Origin of the sequence: Streptomyces sp. NPDC059718, from assembly GCF_042733315.1 — a bacterium.
Lineage (GTDB): Bacteria > Actinomycetota > Actinomycetes > Streptomycetales > Streptomycetaceae > Actinacidiphila.
Window position 1 is genome coordinate 14,928 of the sequence record NZ_JBHWGA010000020.1, and the last position, 24,496, is coordinate 39,423.

Consider the following 24,496-nt stretch of genomic DNA (forward strand, 5'->3'; position numbering starts at 1 on the left):
CGGCCGGCCGCGGTGCCCGGCGACGGAGAGGCCGAGGCCGCCCGCGTTGCCGGCGTTCGTCTCGCCGGCAGCGGCGTCCGGGATGTCGGACACGGGGGTCTCCTTCCGGATCAGAGGTTGCGTCGTCGCTCAGATGTTCAGTGCGCGACGCACAGCGGGCGCGTTCCGCCGGGAAACCGGCACCATCTCGTTCGTCCGGTCGTCCATGACCAGGGACAACTCGCCTTTGAGCCCGCGCTCGATCTCCCGGATGCGGCTCAGATTGACCACGTACCGGCGGTGCACGCGCAGGAAGCCGACATCCGCCAGATCACTGTCGAGCTGGTCCAGGCTCAGGGAGGCGGCTCGCAATCGACCTTGATCGGTGGAGAGCCACACGTCGTTCCCGTGCGATTCGGCGAAGGAGACTTCCGGCAGTCGCAGCAGCACCATCCGGTTGTCGCGCATCGCGACCAGCCGGCGCGGCGGCACCCGAGGGTGCGGGGACCCCTCCCCGCGGGGCAGCCGCGCCCCGTCGGAAAGCCCGAACAGAACCAGGTTCCCGATCAGGTGCCCGGAGGAGAAGACGGGTCGGATGGTGATCGTCGTCGGCTCGTCGGTCAGGTGGGCGAAGATCTGCGTCGAGCCGACCCAGTCGGGATCGTGGGCCCCTTGCCTGCTGGCATACCGGGCGGCCGCGATGAATTCCGGTAGCCCGGGGTTCCATCGCAGGGTGGGGTCGATCGCCGGGGTGTACGCAGGGACGCCCAGGAGCACGCTCGCCATGTCGTCGGCGATCACCACCTTGCCCGCGGTGTCCACGGCGGCGAGCGCCGCACCGGACGTCCCCCTGGCCTGGGTGTAGGCCGCGACCAACTCCGCGCCGCTGTCCCGGGCGCGCCTCTTGAGCTGGTACCGGGTCATGGTGACCGCGCTCGCCAGCCAGCTTTCGGCGGCCGCGGGGAGCCCACTGCGCCAGAAGGAGACGTTCAGGACCGCGATCGGTTCCCTGGTCACCACGTCACGCACCGCGATGCCCGCGCACACCCAGTTGTGGAACGCCTGGCACCAGTGCTCCGCGCCCCTGATCGGCACCGGGCCGTGCGCCTCGAGCGCCGTGCCCATGCCGTTCGTGCCGACCGCGCACTCGGACCAGCAGAACCAGGGCGCCAGATTGCAGTCGTCGGCCCGGGCGAGCGTGGCGTGGTCGCCCCACGCGGCCAGGATCCGGCCGGTGGCGTCGGCGACGGTGACGAGCCCACCGAGGTTGCCCACTTCATGTGTCACGGCGGCGGCACGAAAGCCCAGCTCGGCGAAGACCACGTCGTGCTCGGGCGTGTGGTCGGGCTTCGCGACGGCCACCGGAGCCTTCGTGAGATGGGGATCGACTCGGTACTGCTCCCGGCAGCGCTGCCAGGAGATCGCCACCAGGGGCCGGATGCCGGGGACGTGATCCTCGCCCTGCACGAACCGTTCCCACGCCGCGAGCACGGGGCCACCGCCGAGGTTCGCCGAGTTGGGCTCAAGCCGATGTGTGCTTCTCATGGTTCAGAACCGCCCTTGGTCCATCCCCAACGCCCGGCGGCGTGCCCGCGGTCCGGGCCGGTCACCGTTCGTGGCGGCCGGGCCTGTGGCGGACCGCGTACCGCGTCGCGGGTCTCCCTGCTCCGTCACCCGTTCCGGGCTGTGTCACAGACCTCCATTGCCCACCCTAGTACCGTCGACGGGCTGGGCAGGCCCCGTGGGCACTAGCTCATGGGGCGGCGGTAGACGCCGTGCCACCAGGTGCGTGTTGGTGACCTGGTCGGTCAGGGCGCGTTCGCCGCCGGTGACGATGATCCGGGTGGCGCTGACGGGGTCGAGGTCGGCAGGGGTGCGGCCGGCCGCCTGTTCGTCGCGGAGGATCTTGATGGTCCAGTGGAGCAACTCGCGGACAAACGTCTCCGCCGTCGGCCTGATGCTGACCGAGCAGGATCTCGCCGAGCTCGACGAGGCCGGCCGGCCGCCGCTCGCCTACCCGAACTGGATCCAGCAGTGGTTCGCCCCGACCCGGATCCCGGCGGGCGACCTGGCCTGACCGGCTGCCGCCTCGGCACCGGCCGCGCGTCCCGGTGCCCCGGTTCGCCGGAGCCGGGCGCCGCTCCCTGGGCGTCTACGCACGAGTCCCGGCGTCGATCCGGTAGCCGACGCCGGGCACCGTGGCGATGATCCATGGTTCGCCGAGTCGTTTGCGCAGTGCGGAGACGGTGATGCGCACGGCGTTGGTGAGGGGGTCGGCGTTCTCGTCCCAGGCCCGTTCCAGTAGCTCTTCGGCGCTGACGACCCCGCCTTCGGCGGCGACGAGGACTTCCAGCACGGCGAATTGCTTGCGGGTGAGCGCGACGTAGCGTGCGTCGCGGAAGACCTCCCGGCGGAAGGGGTCGAGCCGCAGGCCCGCGATCTCGCGGACCGGGGGCCGGGCGTACGCGCGTCTGCGGTCGAGCGCCCTCAGCCGCAGGACGAGCTCCCGCAGCTCGAACGGTTTGGTGAGGTAGTCGTCGGCGCCGAGCCCGAACCCGGAAGCCTTGTCGTCGATGCGGTCGGCGGCGGTGAGCATGAGGATCGGGATGCCGCTGCCGGAGGCGACGATGCGCCGCGCGACCTCGTCGCCGGAGGGGCCGGGGATGTCGCGGTCGAGGACCGCGAGGTCGTAGGAGTGGACGCCGAGCAGTTCCAGGGCGGAGTCGCCGTCACCGGCGATGTCGGCGGCGATCGCCTCCAGCCGCAGACCGTCACGGACGGCTTCCGCCAGGTAGGGCTCGTCCTCCACGATCAGTACGCGCATGCCCGAAGCCTAAGCACCACGACATATCGCCGACGTATGCGGCGACGTGCGCCCACCGGGCGCTCAGCCTGCCGGTGCCGGCGCGGGGCGAGGCTGCTCCGACGGCGCTTCCGCCGTGGTGCGCCACCAGCGGCGCGACGCCAGCGCGGCCAGCACGGCGCCGGCGGCGTTGACCAGGACGTCGTCCACGGAGGACACCCGGTCCAGCCGCAGGACGTACTGCGCGGTTTCGACCAGCACCGAGCAGCCCGCCCCGAGCGCCAGGATCCGCGGCACGGACGCCAGCGCCGCGAACCGCATCGGGGCGAAGAACCCCAGCGCCGCGAAGACCAGCAGGTTGCCGACGATGCCGAGGGGCCCCATCGTGACCAGGTCCCGTAGCGGTACCAGGCTCACCCGGGCGGGGACGACGCCGGCACCACCGCCCGGCATCATGGTCAGCCACAGGAACGGCACCGTCCCGTGGACCATGCCCACCTCGGCCAGCGACATCCGCCAAGCCGATGTGCCGCCGGCGGCACGCCGACCATGCGCCAGAACCCACACCACCAGCAAGGCCAAGGGCAGCGCGACCAACGTCATGAGCACCACACCGTTGAACGTGTCGAAGCAGCCGTGCCACCGCCCCGCCATGCACATCGGAGCGGACATCATGAGCGGCCGCCGCACGACGGACGCGGCGCCCGCCACGCCGAGGATCGCCAGGCTGAGGAGCACGGTCCTGCGTATGCGGCGGAGCGGTGCTGACGGGGATGCGTTGTCGTTCACGCCCCCATTGGAGACGCAGGGCCGTTGCGGTGGCGTATGCGCTTTTCGATACGCCCGCGATACACCGATCACGGCCTCAAGTGCGCTGGCGACGGCGGTAGCTGCGCATGGCGACCTGGGTGCTGCAGGTGTTGCTGCAGTAGGCGCCTGAGGTGTTGCGGCTGCGGTCGTAGAAGGTGAAGTGGCAGCCGGGGTTGCGGCACGCCTTGAGCCTTTGCCAGCTGCCGGCGAGGGCGAGGTGGGCGATGGCGGCGAGGACGGTGGCGAGGGCCGCGGGCAGGCCCTGCTGGGCGGGTGCCAGGCGCGCGCCGGAGCCGTGGATCACGGTGACCAGGGGGTGGCGGGTCGCGGTGCGCCGCAGTTGTTCCTCCGCCTCGGCCAGGGCCTGGGTGCTGGTGTGCGGGTCGTCGGCGTGGCCGAGCAGCAGGGTGATCACCGCGTCCCGTAGTCCGCGGGCGGAGGCGGCGTCGGCGGCGGTCACGTCGGTCGCGGCGTCGGCGAAGCCGCGCTCGGCCAGCCAGTCCGCCAGTCCCGCGGCGTCGGCGAACCGCTCGGGGCGGCCGAACCGGTCGGCGTGGCTGTTGGTGAAGTCGAGGACGAGCTGTGCGTCGCCGGCCGGCGGTGCGGGCTGCGTGCTGCGCCGTGCCGGGTCGCTGGCCATGTTCCTCGAAGGAAACACCCTCATGGACCCGACACGACAAGGCACCTGCCATCCGGTGCCGTTCGAGATCGCGGTACCGGAAGCGGAACTGCGCACCCTACGGCGGCGTGTGGCCGGGACCCGCTTCCCCCGAACCGGCCCCACGGGATGGGACCTCGGCCCCGACGACGCCTCCATGCGCGGGCTCGCCGCCTACTGGGGCGGCGACTTCGACTGGCGGGCGCAGGAGCGTCGCCTCAACGGCTTTGCGCAGTTCCGGGTGCGCATCGGCGGCGACCTGATGCATTTCGTGCACGTCCGGTCGCCGCACAGCCGGGGCCGGGCGGTGGTGCTGCTGCACGGCTGGCCCTACAGCTTCGCGTCCCTGCTCGGCCTGGTCGGTCCGCTGGTGCGTCCCGGGGAGTACGAGGGCAGCGTGGGCGACGCCGTCGACGTCGTCGTCCCCTCGCTGCCGGGGTTCGCCTTCTCGGACGTCGGTTCGCCCGTCGGCCCGCGAGCCACCGCGGACCGTGTGGACGCCCTGATGACGCAGGTGCTCGGGTACGGCACCTACCGTGCGCACGGCGGTGCTTGGGGTGCGGTGACGGCGGGCTGGCTCGGCCACGAGCACCGCCGGTGCGTGGCCATCGGCATCACCGGGGCGCCCATCCGCAACACCGGTCTGCACAAGGGCGTCGTCGATCCGGGAACCGGCTTCGCCCCGCCCGAGGACCGGGCCGGGAACATCGCGGCGCAGGAGACAGCCCAGCTCCAGCTGGCCTACTACCAGCAGCAGAGCTACCGCCCGACGCCCGTCGGCTACCTCGCCGACTCCCCGGTCGGCGCGGCGGCGTGGATCGTCGACAAGTACTACCTGTGGAGCGACCGCCGCACCCGTGCCTTCGAGGAGATCTTCACCCGTGACCAGCTGCTGACGGAGATCATGCTCTACGTCGCCACCGGTGCGTTCGACACGAGCCTGTGGATGTACAAGGGCGGATACGACGAGAACGGCAGCACGCTGCCGCTTGGCGGCCGCATCACCGTGCCGACGGGTTTCGCCGGCTTCCCGGACCCCCTCCAGCCGCCTCCCACGCGCGCGGACCTCGAGAAGGTCTACGACGTGGTCCAGTACGCCACGTACACCTACGGCGGCCACTTCCCGTTCTACGAGAATCCGGCGGGCCTCCTCGACGGCGTCCGCGGCTTCCTCCGCGCCACCGACACCGTCGCCGTCGCCGCACGGTCGTGAGCGACCGATCGCGCCGGGCGCCGCCGTTCACGCCCTTGCGCCCCCACCGAAGCCTGTGGATAACGGCTCACACGTGACAAGTACGTCTATAGGCTGACACCAAGTCACCTGGGTGGGGTGTGTGGGGAACGGGGCGGGAGGTACGCCGTGCGTGTGCTGTCGGGGCGGTACGAGTTGGTGGAGACCGTGGGCCGGGGCGGCATGGGCGAGGTCTGGCGCGGGATCGACCCTTCGCGGCGGTCGCACCGGCCACTTTGCTGTGGGTGCGCGACGACATGCCGGGCATCGTGATTCTCCTGCTGCTGGCCGTGGCGTGCGCGGTGGGGGTGTTCTACCGGTCGGGGACGGCCGCCCAGGTCCTGTCCTACGGCGCGATCCTGTGCGTCGGGCCGGTCATCGCGAACACGTCCGGCTACTACGGAGAGGGGGCGACGTTCCTGCTCCTGGCGGCCGCGGCCTGCACCGCCCTCGCCGCCGTCCGGCACCCGCGCCGGCGCAGCGACAGCTGACGCCACACGCATCGGCGGCGGGTGTGGGGGAGGATGGGGCCCGGCCTGCCGGCGCGTGCCGGTGGGGACGTGTCGGGGCAGGCCCGGTGGAGCAGTTGAGAGGGGGACGGTGGAGATCGCCATGCAGTCCGGAGCCACGACGCGGCCCCGCAAGCCGTTGAGCCGGGAGCGGATTCTGGGTGCCGCGGTGGCGCTGGCCGATGACGGCGGGGTCGCGGCGCTGAGCATGCGGAAGATCGCGGGGGCGCTCGGTGTGGTGCCGATGGCGCTGTACAAGCATGTGGCGAACAAGGACGAGTTGCTCGACGGCATGATCGATGCCGTGGTCGGCGAGATCGACCCGCCGGTCGCCGGGGCGGACTGGCAGAGCGCGGTGCGCGGGCGTGTGCTGTCCGCGCGCCGGATGCTGCTGCGTCATCCCTGGGCGTCCGGGGTGATCGAGACGCGGATGAAGGCGCGGACGGCCCCGACGCCGGCGGTGCTGGCGTACCTGGACTCGATGATCGGGATCTTCAGGACCGGAGGTTTCCCGCTGGACCTGGTCCATCATGCGATGCACGTCATGGGCAGCCGTGTCCTGGGCTTCTCCCAGGAGTTGTTCGAGGACAGCCCGGGCGGCGAGCCGGATCCGGACGCACCGCCACCCGAGGAGATAGCCGCGCGCTACCCCCACGTCACCGAGCTGGCCATGGCGGTCGCCCATGACGCGCAGTCCGTCGTCGGTGCCGGCTGCGACGACCAGCTGGAGTTCGAGTTCGCCCTCGACCTGATGCTGGACGGCCTGGAGCGGCTCCGGAACCGGGCCTGACGCGGCGCGACGAACGCCGCGCGGGCGGCCTTCCTCTGCCACGCCTCTTGACGGGTGTACGCCGTACACCTACCGTGCGTGACAAGGGAGTTGAGTGGCGCACCGCCCGGGCGTACCGCTTCGGGCGGTCGGCGACGAGGGGTTGGGGAGCGCGATGAAAGCGATCGTCCAGAAGAGGTTCGGTCCGCCGGAAGTCCTGCGCCTGGAGGACGTCGAGCGGCCCGAGGCGGGATCCGGCGAAGTACTGGTGCGGGTGCGTGCGGCGGCCGTCAACCCGTACGACTGGCACATGATGCGCGGCGACCCGTATGTGGCGCGGCTGATGGGCGGCATGGGGACGACCCGGCCGAAGGTGCCGGTGGCGGGCATCGACGCGGCCGGGCACGTGGAGGCGGTCGGCGCAGGCGTGCAGGGCGTCACGCCCGGTGACGAGGTGCTGGGCTTCTGCCCGGGCTCCTTCGCCGAGTACGCCCGCACCACCCCCGACCTGGTGGTCCCCAAACCCGCGGGGCTGACCTTCGAACAGGCGGCGGCGGTGCCGATGGGGGCGGTGACCGCGCTGCGCGGCATCCGCACCGTGGGCCGGGCGCAGGCCGGGCAGCGGGTGCTGGTCAACGGCGCCACCGGAGGCGTGGGCCACTTCGCGGTGCAGATCGCCGCGGCCCTGGACGCCGAGGTCACCGCGGTGTGCAGCCCCGGCAACGCCGACCTGGCGCGCTCCTTGGGCGCCGCGCACGTCGTCGACCACACCCGGCAGGACTTCACCCAGTCGGGCGCGCGCTACGACCTGATCCTGGACAACGTCGGCAACCACCCGCTGGGCCGGCTGCGCCGGGCACTCACCCCGGAAGGCACCCTCGTGGCCAACGGCGGCGGATCGCCCGGCCGCCTGTTCGGCGCGGTCGCCTCAACGCTGCGCCTGGTCGCGGCCGACGCGCTCGTCCGGCAGCGGCTGTGCGTCATCCTCCCGGCGACCCCGGCCGGGCCCACCCACGAGGACCTGCTAGCCGTCACCGCGCTGATGGAGGCGGGCCGACTGGCCCCCGTGGTCGACCGTACCTACCCGCTGGAGGAGGCTGCCGAGGGCATGCGCCACGTGGAGCGGGGCCATGCCCGCGGCAAGACCGTGATCAGCGTCGGCCGTCAGGCGCCTCCGAGTGAAGGACCGGCAACCGCGAAATGAGTCCTCTGGTCGACCGCGTCGCGATGGAGTCGGTTTTCGGCTCCGAAGAACTGGTGACTGTGGATGACGCGGCGCTCGCCGGCGTCGCTCACGAGCCGACCCGGGTCTTTCTGAGGGACGTGGGTCTTCCGGACCGGATCGGCTGGTTCGAGGCGGACCAGCGGCTCATCGACGGGGACCTGCGCATCGGCGGCGAGGCCTGGCAGGCCGTCTCGGAGAAGTACCCGAGCTGCCCCTTCGACATGTCGTCGTGGCTGTCCCTCGGCGGGATCGGCATGGACGACGTCATCGTCGACACCCGGGCCGGGGCCGTGTACTGCATTCCGGAGGACGGGCACCCGCACCTGCTCAACAGTGCGGTGGACGTGCTGGCGTTCTTCCTCCACGCGCTGGAGGAGGAACGGCCGGACTACGACCCCGAGGCCGCCACCGACGAGGGCGTCGACCCGGAGGGCGCGCGCGACAGGCTGCTGGCACGCATGCGTCGTGCCGACGCCGCGGCCATGGAGGACGAGGACTCGGCCTGGTACAGCGTGCTGCGGTACGTGCGGAACCTCATGCAGGACCAGTGAACCGGCCCCCACCCCTCGGCCGGCCCCGGGCTTCACCGCCCGAGGCCGGGAGGAGGAACGGCGAGTCGACGGCCGTCGGCTACGGACGGGCGTAGGGCCGGGTCATGACCTCCATGTTGTGACCGTCCGGGTCGGCGAAGTACGCGCCACGGCCACCGAACAGGCGGTTGATCCGGCCGGGCTCGGTATGGCCGGGGTCGGCGTAGTAGGTGACCCCCACCGCTTCCAGGCGGGCGATCACCTCGTCGAACTGCCCCTCGGACACGAGGAACGCGTAGTGCTGCGACTGGATCGGCTCGTCGAGCTTCTCGTAGTAGTCGAGTGTGACGCCGTTGCCGAGATCGACGGGGAGGAACGGCCCGAAGGGCGCGCCGACCTTCAGGCCCAGCATCACGGCCAGGAACTCGGCCGACAACTGCCGGTCCCGGGCGTAGACAGCGGTGTGGTCCAACCGGGGTGGAGCCGCCGTCGGCTCGTTCGCGTACGGGTTCTGCTGGTCTTTCGGCATGGGTGACATCGGTCTCCGGGTCTCGAATTCGCTGGGAACGGGCACCGCATGGGGCGCCGCGAGAAGACTCGGAAGGAGGGCGGGGCTCTTGCCCGCCTCGCGCTCACGCCAAGGCCGGCAACCGAACTCGTGCATGGCTCAAGGCCGACCCGGCAGTCACCCGATCGAAACTAGCGACTGCCACGGGCCTGGGCAACACCTCCGAACACCTGCCGGAAGCCTGGTCAGCGGGTGGCGCTCTCGGCGGCCTGCCGGATGATGCGGGCGACGGCCTCGGGCTGGGAGACCGGCACCGCGTGGGAGGCGTCGAGCTCCACCGTGTGGGCCTTGGCGCGCTCGGACATGAAGCGCTGTGCCGCCGGCGGGATGTTGCGGTCCGCGGTGGCGACCAGGCTCCACGAGGGGATCGACCGCCATGCGGCCGCGGTGGCCGTCTCCTCCAGGGCGGCCGCGGCGACCGGGCGCTGGGTGGCCGCCATCAGGTCGGTCACGGACTGCGGGACGTCGGCGGCGAACTGGTCGTGGAAGCTGTCGGTCTTGATGTACAGGTCGGTCCGGGTGCCGCCGTCGGCCAGCGGGAAGGGCACAGCGTGGAGGTTCCGGCCGAGGGTGCTCCCCGGGTAGGCGTTCGACAGCTCCAGGGCGCTCTCGCCCTTCTCGGGGATGAAGGCGGCGACGTACACCAGCGCCTTGACCTTCGGATCCCCGTCGGCGGCCTGGCTTATCACGGCGCCGCCGTAGGAGTGCCCGGCGAGCACGACGGGTCCTTCGACGCTCTTCACCACGCTGGCGACGTACGCGGCGTCACCGGCCAGGCCCCGCAGCGGGTTGGCCGGCGCGAGGACCGGAAATCCCGCCTGACGCAGGTGCTCGATGACGCCGTTCCAGCTGGAGGAGTCCGCGAACGCGCCGTGCACCAGGACGACCGTGGGGTTGTGCGGGGCGGGGCGGGCGGTGGTGTCGTTCATGGTGGTTCTTCTCCTTGGGCAGTGCGGGTCGTGTCCTTCGCCGGTGCGCCGCTGGGGTGCCGCCGACACCGAGAAATCTAGCGCCATATTGACTCGTGCACAAGTTGTTTGTGGGCAAGGCAAATGAACGGTCGGAAAAGTCAAGGAACTTGTATATGCAGTTCACCGATATATAGTCTGCGGGCATGGCTGAACGTTCCTTGCAGGAGCCGACGTTGCTCCTGCTCACCGCACTCGCCGATGCACCCAGGCACGGGTACGCGCTGATCGAGGAGGTCGCCGCGATTTCCGGCGGCCGGGTCCGTCTGCGGGCGGGCACCCTGTACGGGGCGCTGGACCGCCTGTTGGGGCAGGGGGTCGTCAGGGTCGACCGGGAGGAGATCGTCGAGGGCAGGCTGCGCCGGACCTACGCGCTCACCGACGCCGGGTACACCCTCCTTGCTGCGGAGGCGGACCGGATGCGCACGACGGCGCACGAGGCCGCTCGCCGTATCGGGCTCGGCCGCCCAGGGCCGGTACCGGGCGGAGCAAGCGCATGAGCGACCGTGAGATCGAGGCGGGGGAGCGCGCAGTGGGCAGACGGCACCCGGTGATCGGCCTGTATCCGGCCGCGTACCGTCGGCAGCACGGTGCGGAGATCGCGGCGACCCTCGAGGACGTCACCAGGGGCGTGGGCCGGTTGGAGGCGCTGCGCGAGACGGCGGCCGTGGCAGGGCACGCGCTGCGGATGCGGACGGGCCTGGACTCGGCCCGCCCGGCCGGGCGGGTGCTGGCCGCGCTGATCCCCTGCATCGTCGCGGTGGCGGCCTCGCTGTCGGCGGCGCTGCTGGCGGTGTGGCCGCTCGATCCGCTGCCCTGGGACGGCGAGCGCACCTATGCGCCGCTCGCCTACGCGCCGTGGCCGGTCGTCCTGGGGTGCCTTCTCGCAGGCAGCTGGGCGTGGGCGCGGATCGCGGTCGGTGCGGCCCTGGCCGGCGCAGGACTGTCGGTACCGGTCGCCTACGGATCCGGCGGCCCGGCGGGGCTGGCGCAGAACCTCCCGACCGTCATCGGCCTCGCGCTGGCCTCGGCGGCGGTCCTGGCCGCCCCGCCCGACCTTCCCCCGGCCGCCGCCCGCGCCCGCCGTACTGCCGCACTGATCGCACTGGGCCTCGGTGTGCCGATGGTCGTGGGATCGGTCACCGTCTTCCAGGCGCTGGCGGGCCCCGGGGTGACCGAGTCCGGGCGCGCGGACCCGATGCACGTGTTCACCTACTTCGCGCCGCTCGTGCTGGCCTTCCCTGCGGCCTTCGCCCTCGCCCGCGTTCGCCGCGGGGCAATCTGCGCGGCGGCGCTGGTCGTGACGCCGTTGTTCGCCATGCTGCCGTTCCCGTACGACGTGCCGGCCGCCGTCCCCTACGGCCTCGGGAGGCTGTGGGCGCAGGCCGCTACCCTGACGGGCCTGGCCGCCCTGGCCATCCGCCTCGGTCTGCACTCGCGCGCGGCCAGGCAGCGCCGCGGGACGACCTGAACCGGCGCCGGTCAAGCGCTGGGCGCACGGCGCGGTCTGACGGAGGGTGGGCATCGCGGTGCCTGCCCTCTCGAAGAGTCCCGGCGCCCGACCCGCATCAGCGCGGCGGGCCCGGTCCGTGCTCGCAGCCTGGGATTGTCCGTGCCAGGCGCCCCTGAACTGCGGCTTCGTACGTCGGCAGCGCGGCCAGGGCTCCCGGTCAGGTACGCCCGAAGGTGAGGCCGGCGCTCCTGACGTCAGCGCGTGCCGCGTCCCGCCTGATGTGGACGGCCGCCCCCACACGGGAAGCGGCCGTACCCATTGATACAACCCTGTCTGCGCATCTTCAGGGTCGGTCCTGCCTGCGTATCGACCATACGAGCCGCCTTCGATACGTGCACGGCGTGTCAGCTTGCGTTCGGCTCGACGGGTGACGGCGTGCCAGGTCTGCCTGCCGTAGCGGTCGGTTGCATCGCGGCATGGACAGGGCCCCGTGGACGGACGAAGCGGAGACACACGGTCCGCAGTCGGCACCCAGGGGAGAGGGCCGGGCGATCGGCCTCCACCGACAGGCTAGGCGTTGATGCCCACGTTGCCCGGCACGAAAGCCGACACCGCCAGGAGGCCGCGCGAGCAGGGCGAGACGTCGATGGGGAGGTATGCCGTGCGGGCGGCGATCGGAGCGCCCACGATGTATGCGGAGCCGGCACGGCAGACGTCGCTCACCCCCTCCGGCACACGTTGCCACGCGACGTTGAACGAGGCTTCACCCGAAGGCCGCACGAGAAGGCGGCGAGCGGGTTCGGTGTAGAAGGCGTCGCCGCCATCGTGCGTGATCCTGGTGGCGACGCGACTGCCATTCCTGCCTGCGACGGCAACGGAAGGGTAGCCCCGCAGCACGCATGGCCGGGTCGAGGTGTTGACGAGGACGATGAGATCCCGCTGATGTCCCGCGTCGACCTGACTGTTGCCCAAATGGGCCTCCAATTCGGTGCACGGCCACGGGCCCGCGGAAAGGCGATTGTCCGCCCGCGCGGGAAAGTCGGACGTCATGGTGTCGACGGTGACGGTGATGGCGGACGCCGAGCGAGAGGGGGCCGCAGCCCCCGGGCTGCGCGTGACGGACGAGCAGCCCGGGAGGGCTGTCGCAGCGCAGACGGCACCCGTCGCCAGCAGCACTCCGGCGCGGCGGCCGGCAGGCCTGGTGAGGACCACAGGAAGCTCCCTTCCGGCAGGACGCCGGTCACTCGAGTTCGGGCGGCACCGGCGGTGTCGGACCAACAGGTGATGTCCTGGGTCTTCCGGGTTAACGAACCGTGGTCGAAGAGATGACGGCGCCGATCGCACGTGATGCGCCGCAGGGGTGACTTCTCACCGTCCCGCCCGGGATTTGCCGGGTACGGTGCGGCAACGGCATCGGCCGACCGCATGCTCACCGATATTTCGCCCCTTACCTTGCGGGCGGTGAACGCGGCGGGCACACGTGCTGTCTCGAACGACCGGCCTTCGCCCGGTCCGTCGCCGAGGGATGTCCGATCCCGCGGTCCTTCCCGATTCACAGGAACGTGTCCGTCGGCACTTCCGGCTGCCGAGCGGATCGGAAATGGCCCTGACCAGCCGAGGAGTGAGCCTTCCAAACGCATCAACAACCGTCGTGCAACTCGCCAAGGCCGGATATCCCGATTGCGTGTAGGGTCACGTTGGTTGTTCGGGAAAGGAACAGGAAAAATGGCGCAGCGCGTGCAGACTCTGCTGGTCGATGACATCGACGGCGGTACCGCTCACGAGACGGTGAACTTCGGCCTCGACGGGCGTGAGTACGAGATCGACCTCAGCGACGACAATGCGGCTGCGTTGCGCGATGCGCTCGCTCCGTTCCAGAAGGCTGCCCGCAAGCAGTCGCGCAGCCGTGGCAGGGGAGTGCCGCAGCAGCGGACGCAGGTCGGTGCCGACAATGCTGCGGTGCGCGCCTGGGCGAAGTCGAACGGCGTGGAGATCAGCGACCGCGGCCGCATCTCGGAGAGCGTCCGCCGTCAGTTCGAGGCCGCGTCCAACGGCTGAGACCCGCACGGGGACGACGGCCCGGCCGGCAGGGACACACCTGCCGGCCGGACTGCGTGGCCCGCCTCACCGCAGTGGACGCCCCGGGGCCTCCTGCCGCCGGGCCGCCCCCGACCACGGTGTAGGTGCCCTCGGTCATACGGTGTGTCCCTCCTGGATGCGGGGCAGGTGCAGGGTTCCCGCGCTGGATCCGCCGCCCTTCGACGTCGCGTAGGGGCCGCCGCCGAGCCGGGAACGCAGCGCCGATCCGGACGAGATGTTGACGACGCAGCCTCCGGCCCCGTCCTTCCGTGCCTGCCTCGCGTACTCGGCGGTGGCCAGCACCGGCGCTCGCAGGTTCAGGTCTCGAAGCCGCCGAGAAATGGGTCAACGCATACGCTGCCCTGGCGGACTCGGCACAAGGCCCTCATGGGAGGACCGGCCGGAGTTTCCGATGAGTCACGCTAGGAAAACGGCGGTAGGGGTTGAGCGCGTGACGACGGAAGGCGCTATCGGCAATTCGTCGCCGTGGATGAGCGCCGACCCCAGTCGTGTACGCCGGTAACGGATCTCGTGACGGTGTCGCGCCCCGACGACCAGCCCGCTGTCCCGCAGCACCTTCAGGTGTTCGGAGACCGTGGCGGGTGCCAGTTGGTGTCGTTGCGCCAGCCGTGTCGTCGACGCCGGCTCGTCGAGTGCGGTCAGCAGGGTGGCGCGGGTGCCCCCGATGAGTCGTGCCAGAGCGGCGCTCGGGAGTTCACGCGTCGGCTGCCAGAGGTTGCCCAGGCCCCGGGCTCGGTAGGCGACCGTCGGCTGCCAGGGCGGCTGCGTGATCACGATCGCCTCGTCCCACTTGAACACGCTGGGCATGAGCAGCACGCCACGCCCGCCGAGCGCGACGTGCTCGTTGCCGCCGGGGTCGCGTACGAGGGTGTCGCCGGTCCAGTGCAATGTCCGGTCGAGATCGGCGAACAGGCCGTCCAGACCGCCTTCGGCCAGTCGCCGCGAGCGGTAGGCGATGTCGGCCTCCAGCGCGGCCCGCACCTGCGGCCACACCGGCTCGACGAGCGCCTGCCACGCCGCGCGCACCAGCTGTGTCAGGAGGCCGAGCACGTCGGCCGGGTCGCCGAGCAGCAGCCGTCCGAGTTCGCCGGCCCGGGCACCCGGGGTGTCGAGCAGTGACATCTCGATCTCGCGGCGCACGACGGAAGCGGGCGTGGCTGCCATCCGGGTGAGCTCGCCGTCGAAGTCAGGGGAGGAGGCGAGCGGGGGCAGGGAGAGGAAGTCCGGGGTGTAGCCGCGACGCGGCTGCAGGAGAGTGAGCGGCCGCAGGTCGACGGCGTGGAGACGGGGCAGGGCCTCCTGCAGCCACCGACGGTGATGCTGCCCGGGCCCGGGGCCCTGCGGTCCCGTCGCGATACGCACCGCGGCGAGGGTCTCGAAGACCGGTGAGTAGGCGAACCGGCAGCGGGCCAGGTCGGACGGCCCGAAGCCGAGACTGATGGCCACGCCCACCCCCGTGGGTTCCGTGTCCCGAGCGTCGTACGCCGGCGACGGTGATTCGGCCGGTACCGAATCACTGGTGGTGATCCTAACCGCCTGGCCAGGATTGATCACCTCGGCCGGGACCGGTCGAACCCACCTGAGGAATCAGAGGAGTACGGCATGCACGACGTCACCGACCGAGCCGAGCCGGGCGGCAGGCACGCCGAGGTCAACCGCCGCGCTGCCGCGCTGTTCGCCGTCATCGACGACCACGAGGAGGCCGCGTTCCTCGCGCAGATCGACGCGCTCGCGGCCGAACTGCCCGAAGGGGATGCCGACGGCCTGTTCCACAGGGCCTGCGCCCGCGACTCCTGGGGCCATTCCGGTGCGGCCGTCCCGCTCTACCGCGAGGCGCTCGAACGCGGCGGTCTGACCGGCGAGAACCGCCGCCGCGCCGTGATCCAGATGTCCAGCTCCCTGCGCAACACCGGCGAGGCGGCCGCGGGCCTGGCGATGCTGGAGGCCGAGCGCGCCCGCGGCTCGGACCACCTCGACGACGCTCTAGATGCCGTCACCGCGCTGTGCCTCGCCTCCCTCGGCCGCGAGCGCGAAGGGCTGTCCCTCGTCCTGATCGCCCTGGCCAGGCATCTGCCGCGGTACAACCGTTCCATGGCCAACTACGGAAAGGCTCTGATGGAGGACTGAGCCGGCACAGCGCCGACACCCGTACCGCGCCGCACCTCGGCGCGGAACCGGATCGCCGCCCGTCGCGTCGGAGCGACAGCCGACCACGGAAGGGCACGCCGATGCCAAGACCTCGCGCACTCCTGCTCATCGCGGTATCAGCACTCGCGCTCCCCGCGACCGCCTGCGGCTCCGAAACCGAAGCGACCCCGATACCCCGATGGGCCGAGCCGGCGCGGTACTCCTTCACTCTGCTCTCCGAAGGCGGCGAGCGCGGTGGCCTGGGCAAGTACCGGATCACCGTGGCGGACGGGAAGGTGGCCGAGGCGGTCGGTCTCGACGAGCCGGCCCGGCGGACCATCGCCGGCGAGCCGCAGAACGTGCGGACCCTGCGAGACCTCCTCACCGAACTCCGGCAGGCCCGGGCGGACAAGGCCGATGTCGCGGACGCGGTGTTCGCGCCCGACGGACACCCCACCGAGATCCACCTGGACTGGGAGACGAACTCCGTGGACGACGAGGCCGACTACCTGATCACCGAGTACCGCGTACACCCCTGAGAATTGCTCCCGAGGCCGGTCCCGAGGCCTCACACGGCCCCACCCTTCCCGGGGCGGGGCCGCGTCGTCCGGAGCCCTATGGCGCCGTCGACGGGAGAGGGCCGGCCTGCTCAGCCCTGACCAGGAGGCCTTCGGCTGGACGCGACCGCCTGGTTCCCCACCCGAACCCGGTCGATGGACCACGCGCACAGCCCCGCCAGGAGGGCCGCTCCGGCCGCGTAGACCGGCAGCCACAGGGTGGTGGTGGCGGACAGGCAGTTGGCCACGGCGTCATGGCTCTGGACCGCCTGGGCGTGGGCCAGGGCGGTGCCGGCGCGGTCGGCCAGGTTCGACAGCGCCGCCTCTGTCCGGATGCTCTCGTAGGTGCCCAGCGCGATACACCTGCTGCGGGTGCCCGGCATCGGGAACAGCCACGCCCAGCGCTGCAGCATGGGGGCCAAGGTGATCGCCACGCACAGGCCGACGACCAGCGCGTACGCCGCCAGATTCCGCAGGTACACGGACCGGAGGCCGGGCGTCCACGTCGGCAGACGGTAGAAGGTGAAGATCACCGCAAGGAGCGTCGCCCCGATGTACACGGCGAACCACTGCCAGGAACCTTGCGCGAGGAACGCCGTCAGCACGGCGGCGAGTGCGATGCCGATGACCCCCGCCTGCCCGGGAGCGTCGCGACCCGCGCCGGCGGATGCCGACGTCCGGACTCCTTGAGTGCTGTGATCGTCCACGTTCTCTCCTGCCTCGTTCGGCGATCGGCATCCAGGACCCTCGCGCCGCCGGCCCGGTCGTCGGGGCCCCGGCCCTTCCCGGCATCACCTCACATGAGCTGTGGGGAGAGATCTCGGGCGGGCGGAAACCGGCCCCGGCCGACGGGCTCCGGGATCCACCGTCCACGTGAGGCCCGGGTTGAGGACGGCCTGCATGACGCGCGTGCCGTCGTAGGGGATTTCGACGTGCGAGGTGATCGCCTCGAGGTCCAGCACCTGGCCGCGGAGGAAGGGCGGGGGCTTGAACGGGTCTGCCGGGCCGGCGGCGAGCCAGTACTGGTTCTCGCCCGGGGTGAATCGCAGAGTCTTGTCGGGCTGTGCCTGTACCGCGAAGACCGGCGAGCCGCTCTGGCCGATGCCGACCGAGGCGGTGTCGGCGGGCACGGTGGACAGTTCCTTGATGTACAGGGAACCCAGTAGGGGAGCGCCGGTGGCGGGGCCGGCTCTGAACCCCGGGTTTCCGTTGTCGGCGCCGAACTGGATCTGGCTCGCGGACGGGTTGCCCGGGTCGGCGGCCACCGTTTCCATCGCCGTGAAGGTGCTGCCGGGTGTGAGCACGCCGGTCCGCGCCCAGACGAAGCTGTAATCCACGTTCCAGCTGAAGGGCGGAGTAGGAGTAGGGAGCGGAGGGGACGGCCGGACCAGCCAGGCAAGAGGCATCACACCTGACGGTCCGTTGCCGCCGGGAGTCTGGTGCAGACAGAGGTACACGTACTCGGTCGAGCTGTTGGTGACGTAGAGCAGGTACGGCGTCGCGGCCGCCGACCGGGGCGCGCCGTTGAGGGAGGGCACGGCGAGGGCGCCCGCGCAAGCGGCGCCGCCGACGAGGAACCTCCGCCGGGACGGTTCGGAACCCAGGTGGTGAGGCGGCACGCCCGTCTCCTCGGATGATCGCCGGCACCGTAGCCGGCACGAAGTACGCCGAAAGTGATCATCAGACTGGCTGCCGGGCCTGCGGAGCGCGTAGTGATCGACGTGTCCGTGGTCCACACGGCCTCGTATCTTCACCCGCCAGTGCGTCGCGCCTGGCGCCCCGGGCGGTCGTCAGCGGGTGCCCGCCTCGGCCCGTGCGTAGAACGCGGCGAGTTCCCGGGGGTTCTTGGTGTAGACGTCGATCTTGCGCACCGTACCGTCCTCGACCTGGTGGATCTCCACCATGGTCAACGGGAACTCCTCACCGGTGGTGTGGGCCGTGAGCGTTCCGGTGAGCGTGCCGACGACGCCGGCCGGCCCCTCGTACACCTCGGCCGCGGTGATGGCGACGGCGGCGTAGCCCATCATCGCGCCGAGGACCGACTGCACGAACACCTCGCGGCCCTGGTGCACACCGCCGTACGGGAGCTGGTCCGGCTCGTCGACGATCACCTCAGGGGCGAGCCTTTCCAGGACACCCGGCACATCGCCCCTGCTCAGCGCGGCGTACAGCCCCCGTACGACGTCCGCGGGGCTCTGCGTCACCGTCTCGGTCGGGTTGTTCATCGTGTGTGTCCTTCCGGTCCTGTCCACCCCTGGGGGTGGGGCCCCGGGGATCGGGGCACACACCATGCAACGCCGGCCGGCCGGGGCGGGGGAGTCCTTGCCGTGAGGGGTACTGCCAGGGTCCCCCACGCTTCGCGCGGCCTGCCTACGCTGTCCTCATGGACAACCGGGACGCCGTCAGCGCCTTCCTCCGCTCCAGACGCGACAAGCTCACCCCCGAGCAGGCCGGTCTGCCGACGTACGGTCAGCGGCGGGTGCCCGGACTGCGCAGGGGCGAGGTGGCCGCCCTCGCCGGGGTCAGCGTCGAGTACTACACGCGCCTGGAACGCGGCAACCTCAAAGGTGTCTCCGACAGCGTGCTGGACGCCCTCGCCCAGGCGTTGCGGCTCGACGCCACCGAGCGCATGTACCTGCACGACCTCGCCCGTGCCGCGGGACCGGCGCCCGCGGCGCGGGTACCGCAGCAGAGCCGGCCGGCGGTGCGGCCGAGCGTCGCGCGGATCGTCGAGGGGATGCCGCGGATGCCGGCGTACGTGATGAACAACCGCCTGGACACGCTGGCCGCCAACGCCTTGGGCCGGGCCTTGTACGCGGAGATGTACGCCGACCCGACCTGCGGAGCGAACGTCGCCCGGTTCGCGTTCTTCCATCCCGCGGCCAGGCGGTTCTACGGCGACTGGGAACGCATGGCCCGGTTCGCCGTCGGCGCGCTGCGTGTCGAGGCGGGAAAGCACCCCTACGACCGGGAACTGACGAACCTGGTCGGTGAACTGTCCACGCGCAGCGACGCCTTCCGCATGCTGTGGGGATCCCACGACGTGCATGTCTTCCGCGACAGCACCAAGCGCCTCAACCATCCGCTCGTGGGCGACCTGGAACTCGATCAGGAGACCATGAGCCTGCCCGACGAAAGCGGCCTGAGCGTGGTCGTCTACAGCGCGCCCCCCGGGTCCGCCGCCGAGGACGCCTTGACGATCCTCGCCAACTGGTCCGCCACCGGGGCGGAGCGGGAGGCGGACCACACCGACGAGCGGCGCAAGGGCTAGCGATCCGCGGTGCGGCGCCGGCCCGCACCAATGCGCGGTGCGGGCCGGCGCCGCCGGGTGGCGGGCCGGCTGTCAGAAGCCGCAGTACTGGTTCGACCCGTTGTAGGGCAGGAGTGAGTCCTTCACCCATCCGGTGCGGTCGTCGTGCTGGTTGTAGAGGTAGGTCCAGGTGCCGTTCTGGCCGGACGTCCAGCAGTAGTAGATCAGGACGTCCTGGTTGTCGGCCCAGCCGACGACCCCGCACGCCGTGCTGGAGCCGCTGCGCATGTTGGCGCTGACGCCCGGCGGCATGCGTACGTCCGTGCCGTCCGTGCCCCAGGCGCCCTGACCGCAGGACGCGTTGGCCGTCGCCGGCCCCGCGGTGCTCACGACCAGGGCCGCCGGCACGGCGAGCACTCCGGCCGCCAGTGCCGCCCATTTGGCCTTGCGTGTCGATCGCATGCTTGATCCCCTCCCGTTGGCGCCGGCGTGGTTCCGGTGGAGGCGAACCCGCCGGCGGTGGCTGTCAGAAGCCGGTCGGCGGTGCGACGTTCGTGCTGATCTTGCCGTAGGTCGAGTTGGAGCCGTAGGCGATCCTGATGAAGATGTTGGTGGCCCGGCCGCTGAAGGTCGCCGACTTCGGGGTGTAGACGCCGTTGCACTCGCTCGCCTGCGAGCTGGCCCCGGTGGGCGACAGGATCACGTTCGACTTGGCGCAGACGCCGTCGGTGAGGGCGTCGTACAGCTCGAACTTCACCGTCTGCCAGTAGGAGCCGTCGAAGATGTTCTTGCCCCAGGTGACGGAGCAGTTCCGCAGCCTGGCGTGGGTCGTGCCACCGGAGTCGTTGACCCACAGGGACGCGCAGGCCACGGTCGACGTGCGGTCTCCCGTGTCGGCGGCGGCGGTGGTCGGCGCGACGGCGGCGCCCGCGAGCGTCGAGCCCAGGGCTAAGGCGAAGGCGCCTGCGGCGCTGGTCAGCGACCTGCGCGACGGACGTACGGACATGGTTCCCCCTCGTTGGTGTGGTGCGTACGGCGGACCGCCACCGGCGCGGCGGTCCGGGCGGTCGGACGCGACCGCGGTGATCGCGTCACCGCGATTCGATTCTTTGTGCGAATCGACGTAAGTCTGTTCTATGGATCATGTCCACAACAAGCACCCGTGTACGACACATTGACGTAACGTCAGAAACGATCACCGTGTGCGGGATGCCGGCCGGGACCGCGCACTCCGTCAGGGGCGGCTCGGTGCCGGCTCCGGCTCTCGCGGCTGCGCTGCCGCGCGGCGGGGGAGCAGCAGCGGGGTCGCCAGCAGGAGCACGCCGGCCAGGCCGATGGCCGTACGCGCACCGAGCAGCCCTCCCAGCACGCCCCAGACGGCCGTCAGGAGCGCGGTCGAGGCCTTGGTCGTCACCGCCCAGGCGGACAGCGTGCGGGCGACCCGGTCGGTCGCGGTCCGCTCGAGGCGGTAGGTGGCGTGGACGGGGTTGAAGATCCCGCAGCAGAAGATGAGCCCCAGCTCGACGCCCATCACCAGCAACAGCCCTCCGGTGCCCGGCCCCAGGAAGGCCAGGCCGACGGGCCAGAGCGCGCGCAGCGCCCCCGTGGCGACCAGGACCTGGCGCTGTCCGAACCGGGTGACGAGCGGCACGGCCAGCCGCGAACCGAGCAGCCCGCCGATCGAGGGCGCCGCGAAGGCGAGGCCGTACTCCCACGGTGCGAACCCGAGCCGGCCGAGCATCAGGACGGCGAGCAACGGCTGGACGGCCATCACCAGGCCGTTGAACAGCGCGGTGTTGAAGAACAGCGGACGCAGCGCCCGGTCGGCGAGGATGTACCGCCAGCCGTCGAGCAGGTCCCGGGTCCGCATGCGCGCGGCCTCCCGGCGCTCGGGCCGCGGCTCGTGCCCGCCCGTCGCGCGGATGCCCAGGGCCGAGAGCAGGTAGCTGACCGCGTCGGCCACCACCGTCGCCACCGGGCCGAGGAGCCCGATCGCCGCGCCGCCCAGCGGTGGTCCGATGATCGTGGTCGTCCATGCCGTGGACTCGAAGCGGGCGTTGGCGACGAGCAGGTCCTCGGCCGGCAGCAGGGTCTTCACGTACGCGCCGGAGGCCGCGCGGAAGGTGATGTCGGCCGCCGCGACGGCGACCGAGACCAGCAGGAGCTGGAGGAAGGTGAGGACGCCGAGCGCGAACGCGGCGGGGATCGTCAGCAGCGCCGCGAACCGCACCAGGTCCATCGCGATCAGCACGTGCCGCTTGCGGCGGAACTCCACCCACGGGCCGAGCGGCACCGCCACGGCCGCGCCCACCGCGGACCCCACGGAGGCGAGCGCGGCGACCTCGGCCGGTCCGGCGTGCAGCACCTGGATGGCGATCAAGGGGAACGCGCCGAAGGCGAGCCAGGTGCCGAGCGCGCTGGTTCCGTACGCTGCCCACAGCCACCCGAACCGCCGTCCCAGCCGGTGCCCGCTCCCCATGCCCGACGCCCCTCTCCACTCACCCCGCACAACCGATCCGCGATCGGAATCATCAAAGCGAGACCCACGGCCTGGGATCAAACAACCACAGAGCCGTCGACCACAACCAACGGTTGTGGCCTTAGGGTGTCGGCATGGACCTCGACACCGTCCGGACCTTCGTCGCCGCCGCCGACGCGGGGCGGTTCCAGGAGGCCGCCGCCGAGCTGGCGGTCACCCAGCAGGCCGTCTCCAAGCGCATCGCCGCGCTGGAGCGCAGCCTCGGCGTGCGGCTGTTCACCCGCACGGCGCGCGGCGCCGAGCTCACCATCGACGGGCAGGCGTTCCTGCCCCACGCGCGCGAGCTGCTGCGCGTCGCCGAGCGCGCGGTCGCGTCGGTGCGCACCGGCCGCCGTCCGCTGCGCGTCGACATCATCGCCTCGCGGGGCGCGGCGTCGGGCCTGATGCGCGGCTTCCACCGCGCGCACCCCGAGATCGAGCTCGACGTGGTGATGCTGTTCGACATCGAGACGGCCGTCGCCGCCATCCGGTCCGGTGAGATCGACGCGTCCTTCCGCGCCGTCGCCGCGCCCGGCCGGCCCCTTCCCGAGGACATCGAGTCCGTCCGGGTGCTCGACGAGCCGCTCGAGCTCCTCACCGGCCCCGCCCACGCGCTGGCGGGCGCCCGGTCGGTGACCGTCGCCCAGCTCGCCGGGCACCGGATCTGGATGCCCGGCATCGTGCCCGGCACCGAGTGGGCCGCCTACTACGACGACCTCGTCGCCGAGTTCGGCCTCACCATCGAGGCGACCGGCCCCAACTTCGGCTCCGACGCGCTCCTCGACACCGTCGCCGACACCCCGGCCCTGGCCACCTTCATGGGCGGGGACACACGCCTCGTCTGGCCCGCGGGCCACGGCCTGCGCCGCATCCCGGTGACCGACCCGACACCCGTCTACCCGCACTCGCTCCTGTGGCACCGCGACAACCCCCACCCGGCGCTGGCCACCCTCCGCGCCCACCTCGCCGCCGCCGCGGCCGGCCGCGACGCCGCCGGGACCTGGACGCCCGGCTGGGTGACCGCGCGCTGAACGCCGCCGTGTCCGCGATCATCCCGGCAGGACTGCGGCGGCGCGGGGCTCGCCCTACGTCGCCCTGCGCTCGCGGGCTTCCGGTTCCTCCGCGGCCCCGTGCGACGGAACAGCGGGTCGCGTGAGCGGCGCGAGCCGCTGGACGGCGCTGTCCACGAGTTCCAGGTCCGCCTTGGTGTGGGCGATGGCGGCGTCGATGAGGAGGGCCACCAAAGGGTCGTCGGTGTGGCCGCGCCGCAGGCGGGTGAGACCGGCGAGTTCGGAGACGTAGGTCTGGCGCTGGGTCTCCACCAGGGCGTGCACGGCGTCGGAGCCCAGTGAGGCGGCGCCGAACAGCTTGAGGAACAACTCGTCCCGGAAGCCGCCCGTGCGGACCCACGCCGTGGTCGCCCAGGAGTGCAACTCGTCCTGGCCCTGCGCGGTGAGGGTGTAGCGCGTCTTGTCGGGGCGGTCGCTCTGTGCCACTTGGGACCGGGTGACATGGCCGTCGCGTACCAGGCGGTCCAGGATCTGGTAGAGGTGCCCGATGTTGAGGCCGCCCCACTGCGGGCCGATGGCGTCCTCGAAACGGCTCTTGAGCTCGTAGCCGTGGCTCGGTCCCTCGGACAGCAGCGCGAGCACTGCGTGGTGCAGCGGCATTTTGCGTCCCCTCTGTATTGTGACAATGTACCCCTGCATTGCCGCAATGCATGAGGGGTGGTCGGAAGCATGAGCGTGACCCTGCGGGACGTGTCCCGCCGGCACCCGGGAGTCGTGGCGCTGGACGGCGTCGACCTGGAGATCGGGGACGGCGAATCCGTCGCACTCACCGGCCCGTCCGGCGCCGGCAAGTCGACCGTGCTGCACGTGGTCGGCGGCATGGACCTGCCCGACTCCGGCACGGTGGAGGTCGACGGCACCGCACTGACACCGGGCGGGCTCGACGCCCATCGACGCCGGATCGGCTTCGTCTTCCAGCGCTTCCACCTCCTGCCCGCGCTGACGGTGCTGGACAACGTCCTGGCGCCGGTGCTGCCCCGCCGGGTGGACTTCGACCGGCGGGCCCGTGCCATGGAACTCCTGGAGGCCGTGGGCCTGGCACAGCGGGCCAGGGCGCTGCCCTCGGAGCTGTCGGGCGGTCAGCAGCAGCGCGTGGCGGTCGCCCGGGCGCTGATCAACCGGCCCGGCCTGCTGCTCGCGGACGAGCCGACCGGCAACCTGGACAGCGCGACCGGCCGGGAGATCATCGACCTGCTGCTCTCGCTGACCGAGCAGTACGGGATGACGCTGCTCGTCGCGACGCACGACGTGGAGGTGGCCGCGAGCTGCGACCGGATCGTGCGGCTGCGCGACGGACGGATCGTGGCCGACGAACGCGTGACGCCGGCGGCCGACGTCCTCGACCGGCTCGGGGGGCTCCGCCCGTGATCG

At 71.7% G+C, this 24,496-nt stretch carries 30 protein-coding genes and 1 pseudogene; 14 read left to right on the plus strand and 17 right to left on the minus strand.

Translation table 11 applies throughout. The features are described 5' to 3' along the window. Positions 1 to 129: 129 nt before the first annotated feature. Together ACFV3E_RS22660 and ACFV3E_RS22665 are read right to left on the minus strand one after the other, a co-directional pair. Positions 130 to 1,524: a DNA-binding protein gene (locus tag ACFV3E_RS22660; RefSeq protein WP_500536255.1), complete on the minus strand. Its 1,395-nt coding sequence runs from the start codon at positions 1,522 to 1,524 to the stop codon at positions 130 to 132. Positions 1,525 to 1,668: 144 nt separating this feature from the next. Continuing rightward, positions 1,669 to 1,905, minus strand: a complete 237-nt coding sequence (locus ACFV3E_RS22665) for a hypothetical protein (protein ID WP_500536256.1) — start codon at positions 1,903 to 1,905, stop codon at positions 1,669 to 1,671. On the opposite strand from ACFV3E_RS22665, the gene ACFV3E_RS22670 reads away from it, so the two are divergent. Continuing rightward, positions 1,889 to 2,056, plus strand: coding sequence for a hypothetical protein (locus ACFV3E_RS22670; protein ID WP_500536257.1), 168 nt, complete (start codon positions 1,889 to 1,891; stop codon positions 2,054 to 2,056). The genes ACFV3E_RS22665 and ACFV3E_RS22670 overlap by 17 nt on opposite strands. A gap of 75 nt (positions 2,057 to 2,131) precedes the next feature. On the opposite strand, the gene ACFV3E_RS22675 is transcribed toward ACFV3E_RS22670, so the two are convergent. The 3 genes from ACFV3E_RS22675 to ACFV3E_RS22685 all read right to left on the minus strand — a co-directional run bounded on the left by ACFV3E_RS22675 (position 2,132) and on the right by ACFV3E_RS22685 (position 4,232). Further along, positions 2,132 to 2,803, minus strand: coding sequence for a response regulator transcription factor (locus ACFV3E_RS22675; RefSeq protein WP_500362598.1), 672 nt, complete (start codon positions 2,801 to 2,803; stop codon positions 2,132 to 2,134). Positions 2,804 to 2,866: 63 nt separating this feature from the next. Continuing rightward, positions 2,867 to 3,571, minus strand: coding sequence for a VanZ family protein (locus tag ACFV3E_RS22680; protein ID WP_500536258.1), 705 nt, complete (start codon positions 3,569 to 3,571; stop codon positions 2,867 to 2,869). Positions 3,572 to 3,647: 76 nt separating this feature from the next. Beyond that, complete coding sequence (locus ACFV3E_RS22685) at positions 3,648 to 4,232, minus strand: CGNR zinc finger domain-containing protein (protein WP_500536259.1); 585 nt, start codon at positions 4,230 to 4,232, stop codon at positions 3,648 to 3,650. Between the two features lie 22 nt (positions 4,233 to 4,254). On the opposite strand from ACFV3E_RS22685, the gene ACFV3E_RS22690 reads away from it, so the two are divergent. The 5 genes from ACFV3E_RS22690 (at position 4,255) to ACFV3E_RS22710 (ending at position 8,535) form a co-directional block, all read left to right on the plus strand. Continuing rightward, the gene (locus ACFV3E_RS22690) at positions 4,255 to 5,463 is read left to right on the plus strand and encodes an epoxide hydrolase family protein (RefSeq protein WP_500536260.1); all 1,209 of its coding nucleotides are present in this window, start codon (positions 4,255 to 4,257) and stop codon (positions 5,461 to 5,463) included. Between the two features lie 263 nt (positions 5,464 to 5,726). Continuing rightward, positions 5,727 to 5,972 (plus strand): hypothetical protein, encoded by a 246-nt coding sequence (locus ACFV3E_RS22695; RefSeq protein WP_500536261.1) that lies wholly within the window; start codon positions 5,727 to 5,729, stop codon positions 5,970 to 5,972. 121 nt (positions 5,973 to 6,093) lie between these two features. Then, complete coding sequence (locus tag ACFV3E_RS22700; protein WP_500536262.1) at positions 6,094 to 6,780, plus strand: TetR/AcrR family transcriptional regulator; 687 nt, start codon at positions 6,094 to 6,096, stop codon at positions 6,778 to 6,780. A 154-nt stretch (positions 6,781 to 6,934) separates the two neighbouring features. Next, the gene (locus ACFV3E_RS22705) at positions 6,935 to 7,963 is read left to right on the plus strand and encodes an NAD(P)-dependent alcohol dehydrogenase (RefSeq protein ID WP_500536263.1); all 1,029 of its coding nucleotides are present in this window, start codon (positions 6,935 to 6,937) and stop codon (positions 7,961 to 7,963) included. Continuing rightward, on the plus strand, positions 7,960 to 8,535 hold the full coding sequence (locus tag ACFV3E_RS22710) for an SUKH-4 family immunity protein (protein WP_500536264.1): 576 nt from the start codon (positions 7,960 to 7,962) through the stop codon (positions 8,533 to 8,535). The genes ACFV3E_RS22705 and ACFV3E_RS22710 overlap by 4 nt, the downstream gene beginning before the upstream one ends. A 79-nt stretch (positions 8,536 to 8,614) precedes the next feature. Here the strand turns inward: ACFV3E_RS22710 and ACFV3E_RS22715 are convergent, their stop codons facing one another. Next, entirely contained in the window at positions 8,615 to 9,043 is a 429-nt protein-coding gene (locus ACFV3E_RS22715) for a VOC family protein (protein ID WP_500536265.1), read from the minus strand. Between the two features lie 224 nt (positions 9,044 to 9,267). After that, entirely contained in the window at positions 9,268 to 10,011 is a 744-nt protein-coding gene (locus ACFV3E_RS22720; RefSeq protein ID WP_500536266.1) for an alpha/beta fold hydrolase, read from the minus strand. Positions 10,012 to 10,196: 185 nt separating this feature from the next. Here ACFV3E_RS22720 and ACFV3E_RS22725 point away from each other — a divergent pair, with 185 nt between their 5' ends. Both ACFV3E_RS22725 and ACFV3E_RS22730 read left to right on the plus strand, forming a co-directional pair. Further along, positions 10,197 to 10,550: a PadR family transcriptional regulator gene (locus ACFV3E_RS22725; protein ID WP_500536267.1), complete on the plus strand. Its 354-nt coding sequence runs from the start codon at positions 10,197 to 10,199 to the stop codon at positions 10,548 to 10,550. Next, on the plus strand, positions 10,547 to 11,521 hold the full coding sequence (locus ACFV3E_RS22730; protein ID WP_500536268.1) for a hypothetical protein: 975 nt from the start codon (positions 10,547 to 10,549) through the stop codon (positions 11,519 to 11,521). The genes ACFV3E_RS22725 and ACFV3E_RS22730 overlap by 4 nt, the downstream gene beginning before the upstream one ends. A 552-nt stretch (positions 11,522 to 12,073) precedes the next feature. Here ACFV3E_RS22730 and ACFV3E_RS22735 read toward each other — a convergent pair. Then, complete coding sequence (locus tag ACFV3E_RS22735; protein ID WP_500536269.1) at positions 12,074 to 12,553, minus strand: DUF4232 domain-containing protein; 480 nt, start codon at positions 12,551 to 12,553, stop codon at positions 12,074 to 12,076. Between the two features lie 675 nt (positions 12,554 to 13,228). Here ACFV3E_RS22735 and ACFV3E_RS22740 point away from each other — a divergent pair. Next, positions 13,229 to 13,561 carry a histone-like nucleoid-structuring protein Lsr2 gene (locus ACFV3E_RS22740; protein WP_500362586.1) on the plus strand — a complete coding sequence of 111 codons (333 nt, stop codon included), beginning with the start codon at positions 13,229 to 13,231 and terminating at the stop codon, positions 13,559 to 13,561. A gap of 198 nt (positions 13,562 to 13,759) precedes the next feature. Here ACFV3E_RS22740 and ACFV3E_RS22745 read toward each other — a convergent pair. Both ACFV3E_RS22745 and ACFV3E_RS22750 read right to left on the minus strand, forming a co-directional pair. Beyond that, positions 13,760 to 13,915 (minus strand): annotated as a pseudogene (locus ACFV3E_RS22745) (SDR family NAD(P)-dependent oxidoreductase); the annotation flags it as partial. A gap of 84 nt (positions 13,916 to 13,999) precedes the next feature. Next, positions 14,000 to 15,049 carry an ArsR/SmtB family transcription factor gene (locus tag ACFV3E_RS22750; RefSeq protein WP_500536270.1) on the minus strand — a complete coding sequence of 350 codons (1,050 nt, stop codon included), beginning with the start codon at positions 15,047 to 15,049 and terminating at the stop codon, positions 14,000 to 14,002. 156 nt (positions 15,050 to 15,205) lie between these two features. On the opposite strand from ACFV3E_RS22750, the gene ACFV3E_RS22755 reads away from it, so the two are divergent. Next, positions 15,206 to 15,730: a tetratricopeptide repeat protein gene (locus ACFV3E_RS22755; RefSeq protein ID WP_500536271.1), complete on the plus strand. Its 525-nt coding sequence runs from the start codon at positions 15,206 to 15,208 to the stop codon at positions 15,728 to 15,730. Positions 15,731 to 15,831: 101 nt separating this feature from the next. Beyond that, positions 15,832 to 16,269 (plus strand): DUF6174 domain-containing protein, encoded by a 438-nt coding sequence (locus ACFV3E_RS22760; RefSeq protein WP_500536272.1) that lies wholly within the window; start codon positions 15,832 to 15,834, stop codon positions 16,267 to 16,269. A gap of 110 nt (positions 16,270 to 16,379) precedes the next feature. On the opposite strand, the gene ACFV3E_RS22765 is transcribed toward ACFV3E_RS22760, so the two are convergent. The 3 genes from ACFV3E_RS22765 to ACFV3E_RS22775 all read right to left on the minus strand — a co-directional run bounded on the left by ACFV3E_RS22765 (position 16,380) and on the right by ACFV3E_RS22775 (position 18,512). Continuing rightward, a complete protein-coding gene (locus tag ACFV3E_RS22765; RefSeq protein WP_500536273.1) occupies positions 16,380 to 16,994 on the minus strand; it encodes a hypothetical protein in 615 nt (204 codons plus the stop codon). 84 nt (positions 16,995 to 17,078) lie between these two features. Further along, positions 17,079 to 17,906, minus strand: coding sequence for a RhiA family protein (locus ACFV3E_RS22770; protein WP_500536274.1), 828 nt, complete (start codon positions 17,904 to 17,906; stop codon positions 17,079 to 17,081). A gap of 171 nt (positions 17,907 to 18,077) precedes the next feature. Continuing rightward, positions 18,078 to 18,512, minus strand: coding sequence for a nuclear transport factor 2 family protein (locus ACFV3E_RS22775; RefSeq protein WP_500536275.1), 435 nt, complete (start codon positions 18,510 to 18,512; stop codon positions 18,078 to 18,080). Between the two features lie 158 nt (positions 18,513 to 18,670). On the opposite strand from ACFV3E_RS22775, the gene ACFV3E_RS22780 reads away from it, so the two are divergent. Beyond that, complete coding sequence (locus ACFV3E_RS22780) at positions 18,671 to 19,558, plus strand: helix-turn-helix domain-containing protein (RefSeq protein ID WP_500536276.1); 888 nt, start codon at positions 18,671 to 18,673, stop codon at positions 19,556 to 19,558. Between the two features lie 72 nt (positions 19,559 to 19,630). Here ACFV3E_RS22780 and ACFV3E_RS22785 read toward each other — a convergent pair whose 3' ends face one another. The 3 genes from ACFV3E_RS22785 to ACFV3E_RS22795 all read right to left on the minus strand — a co-directional run bounded on the left by ACFV3E_RS22785 (position 19,631) and on the right by ACFV3E_RS22795 (position 22,016). After that, positions 19,631 to 19,999, minus strand: coding sequence for an SH3 domain-containing protein (locus ACFV3E_RS22785; protein WP_499516297.1), 369 nt, complete (start codon positions 19,997 to 19,999; stop codon positions 19,631 to 19,633). 64 nt (positions 20,000 to 20,063) lie between these two features. Then, a complete protein-coding gene (locus ACFV3E_RS22790) occupies positions 20,064 to 20,543 on the minus strand; it encodes a hypothetical protein (RefSeq protein WP_500536277.1) in 480 nt (159 codons plus the stop codon). Between the two features lie 228 nt (positions 20,544 to 20,771). Further along, entirely contained in the window at positions 20,772 to 22,016 is a 1,245-nt protein-coding gene (locus ACFV3E_RS22795) for an MFS transporter (RefSeq protein WP_500536278.1), read from the minus strand. Positions 22,017 to 22,150: 134 nt separating this feature from the next. Here ACFV3E_RS22795 and ACFV3E_RS22800 point away from each other — a divergent pair, with 134 nt between their 5' ends. After that, positions 22,151 to 23,086: a LysR family transcriptional regulator gene (locus ACFV3E_RS22800; RefSeq protein WP_500536279.1), complete on the plus strand. Its 936-nt coding sequence runs from the start codon at positions 22,151 to 22,153 to the stop codon at positions 23,084 to 23,086. 54 nt (positions 23,087 to 23,140) lie between these two features. Here the strand turns inward: ACFV3E_RS22800 and ACFV3E_RS22805 are convergent, their stop codons facing one another. Continuing rightward, positions 23,141 to 23,725, minus strand: coding sequence for a PadR family transcriptional regulator (locus ACFV3E_RS22805; RefSeq protein WP_500536280.1), 585 nt, complete (start codon positions 23,723 to 23,725; stop codon positions 23,141 to 23,143). A 69-nt stretch (positions 23,726 to 23,794) separates the two neighbouring features. On the opposite strand from ACFV3E_RS22805, the gene ACFV3E_RS22810 reads away from it, so the two are divergent. Then, positions 23,795 to 24,493 carry an ABC transporter ATP-binding protein gene (locus tag ACFV3E_RS22810; protein WP_500536281.1) on the plus strand — a complete coding sequence of 233 codons (699 nt, stop codon included), beginning with the start codon at positions 23,795 to 23,797 and terminating at the stop codon, positions 24,491 to 24,493. Positions 24,494 to 24,496: the final 3 nt, after the last annotated feature.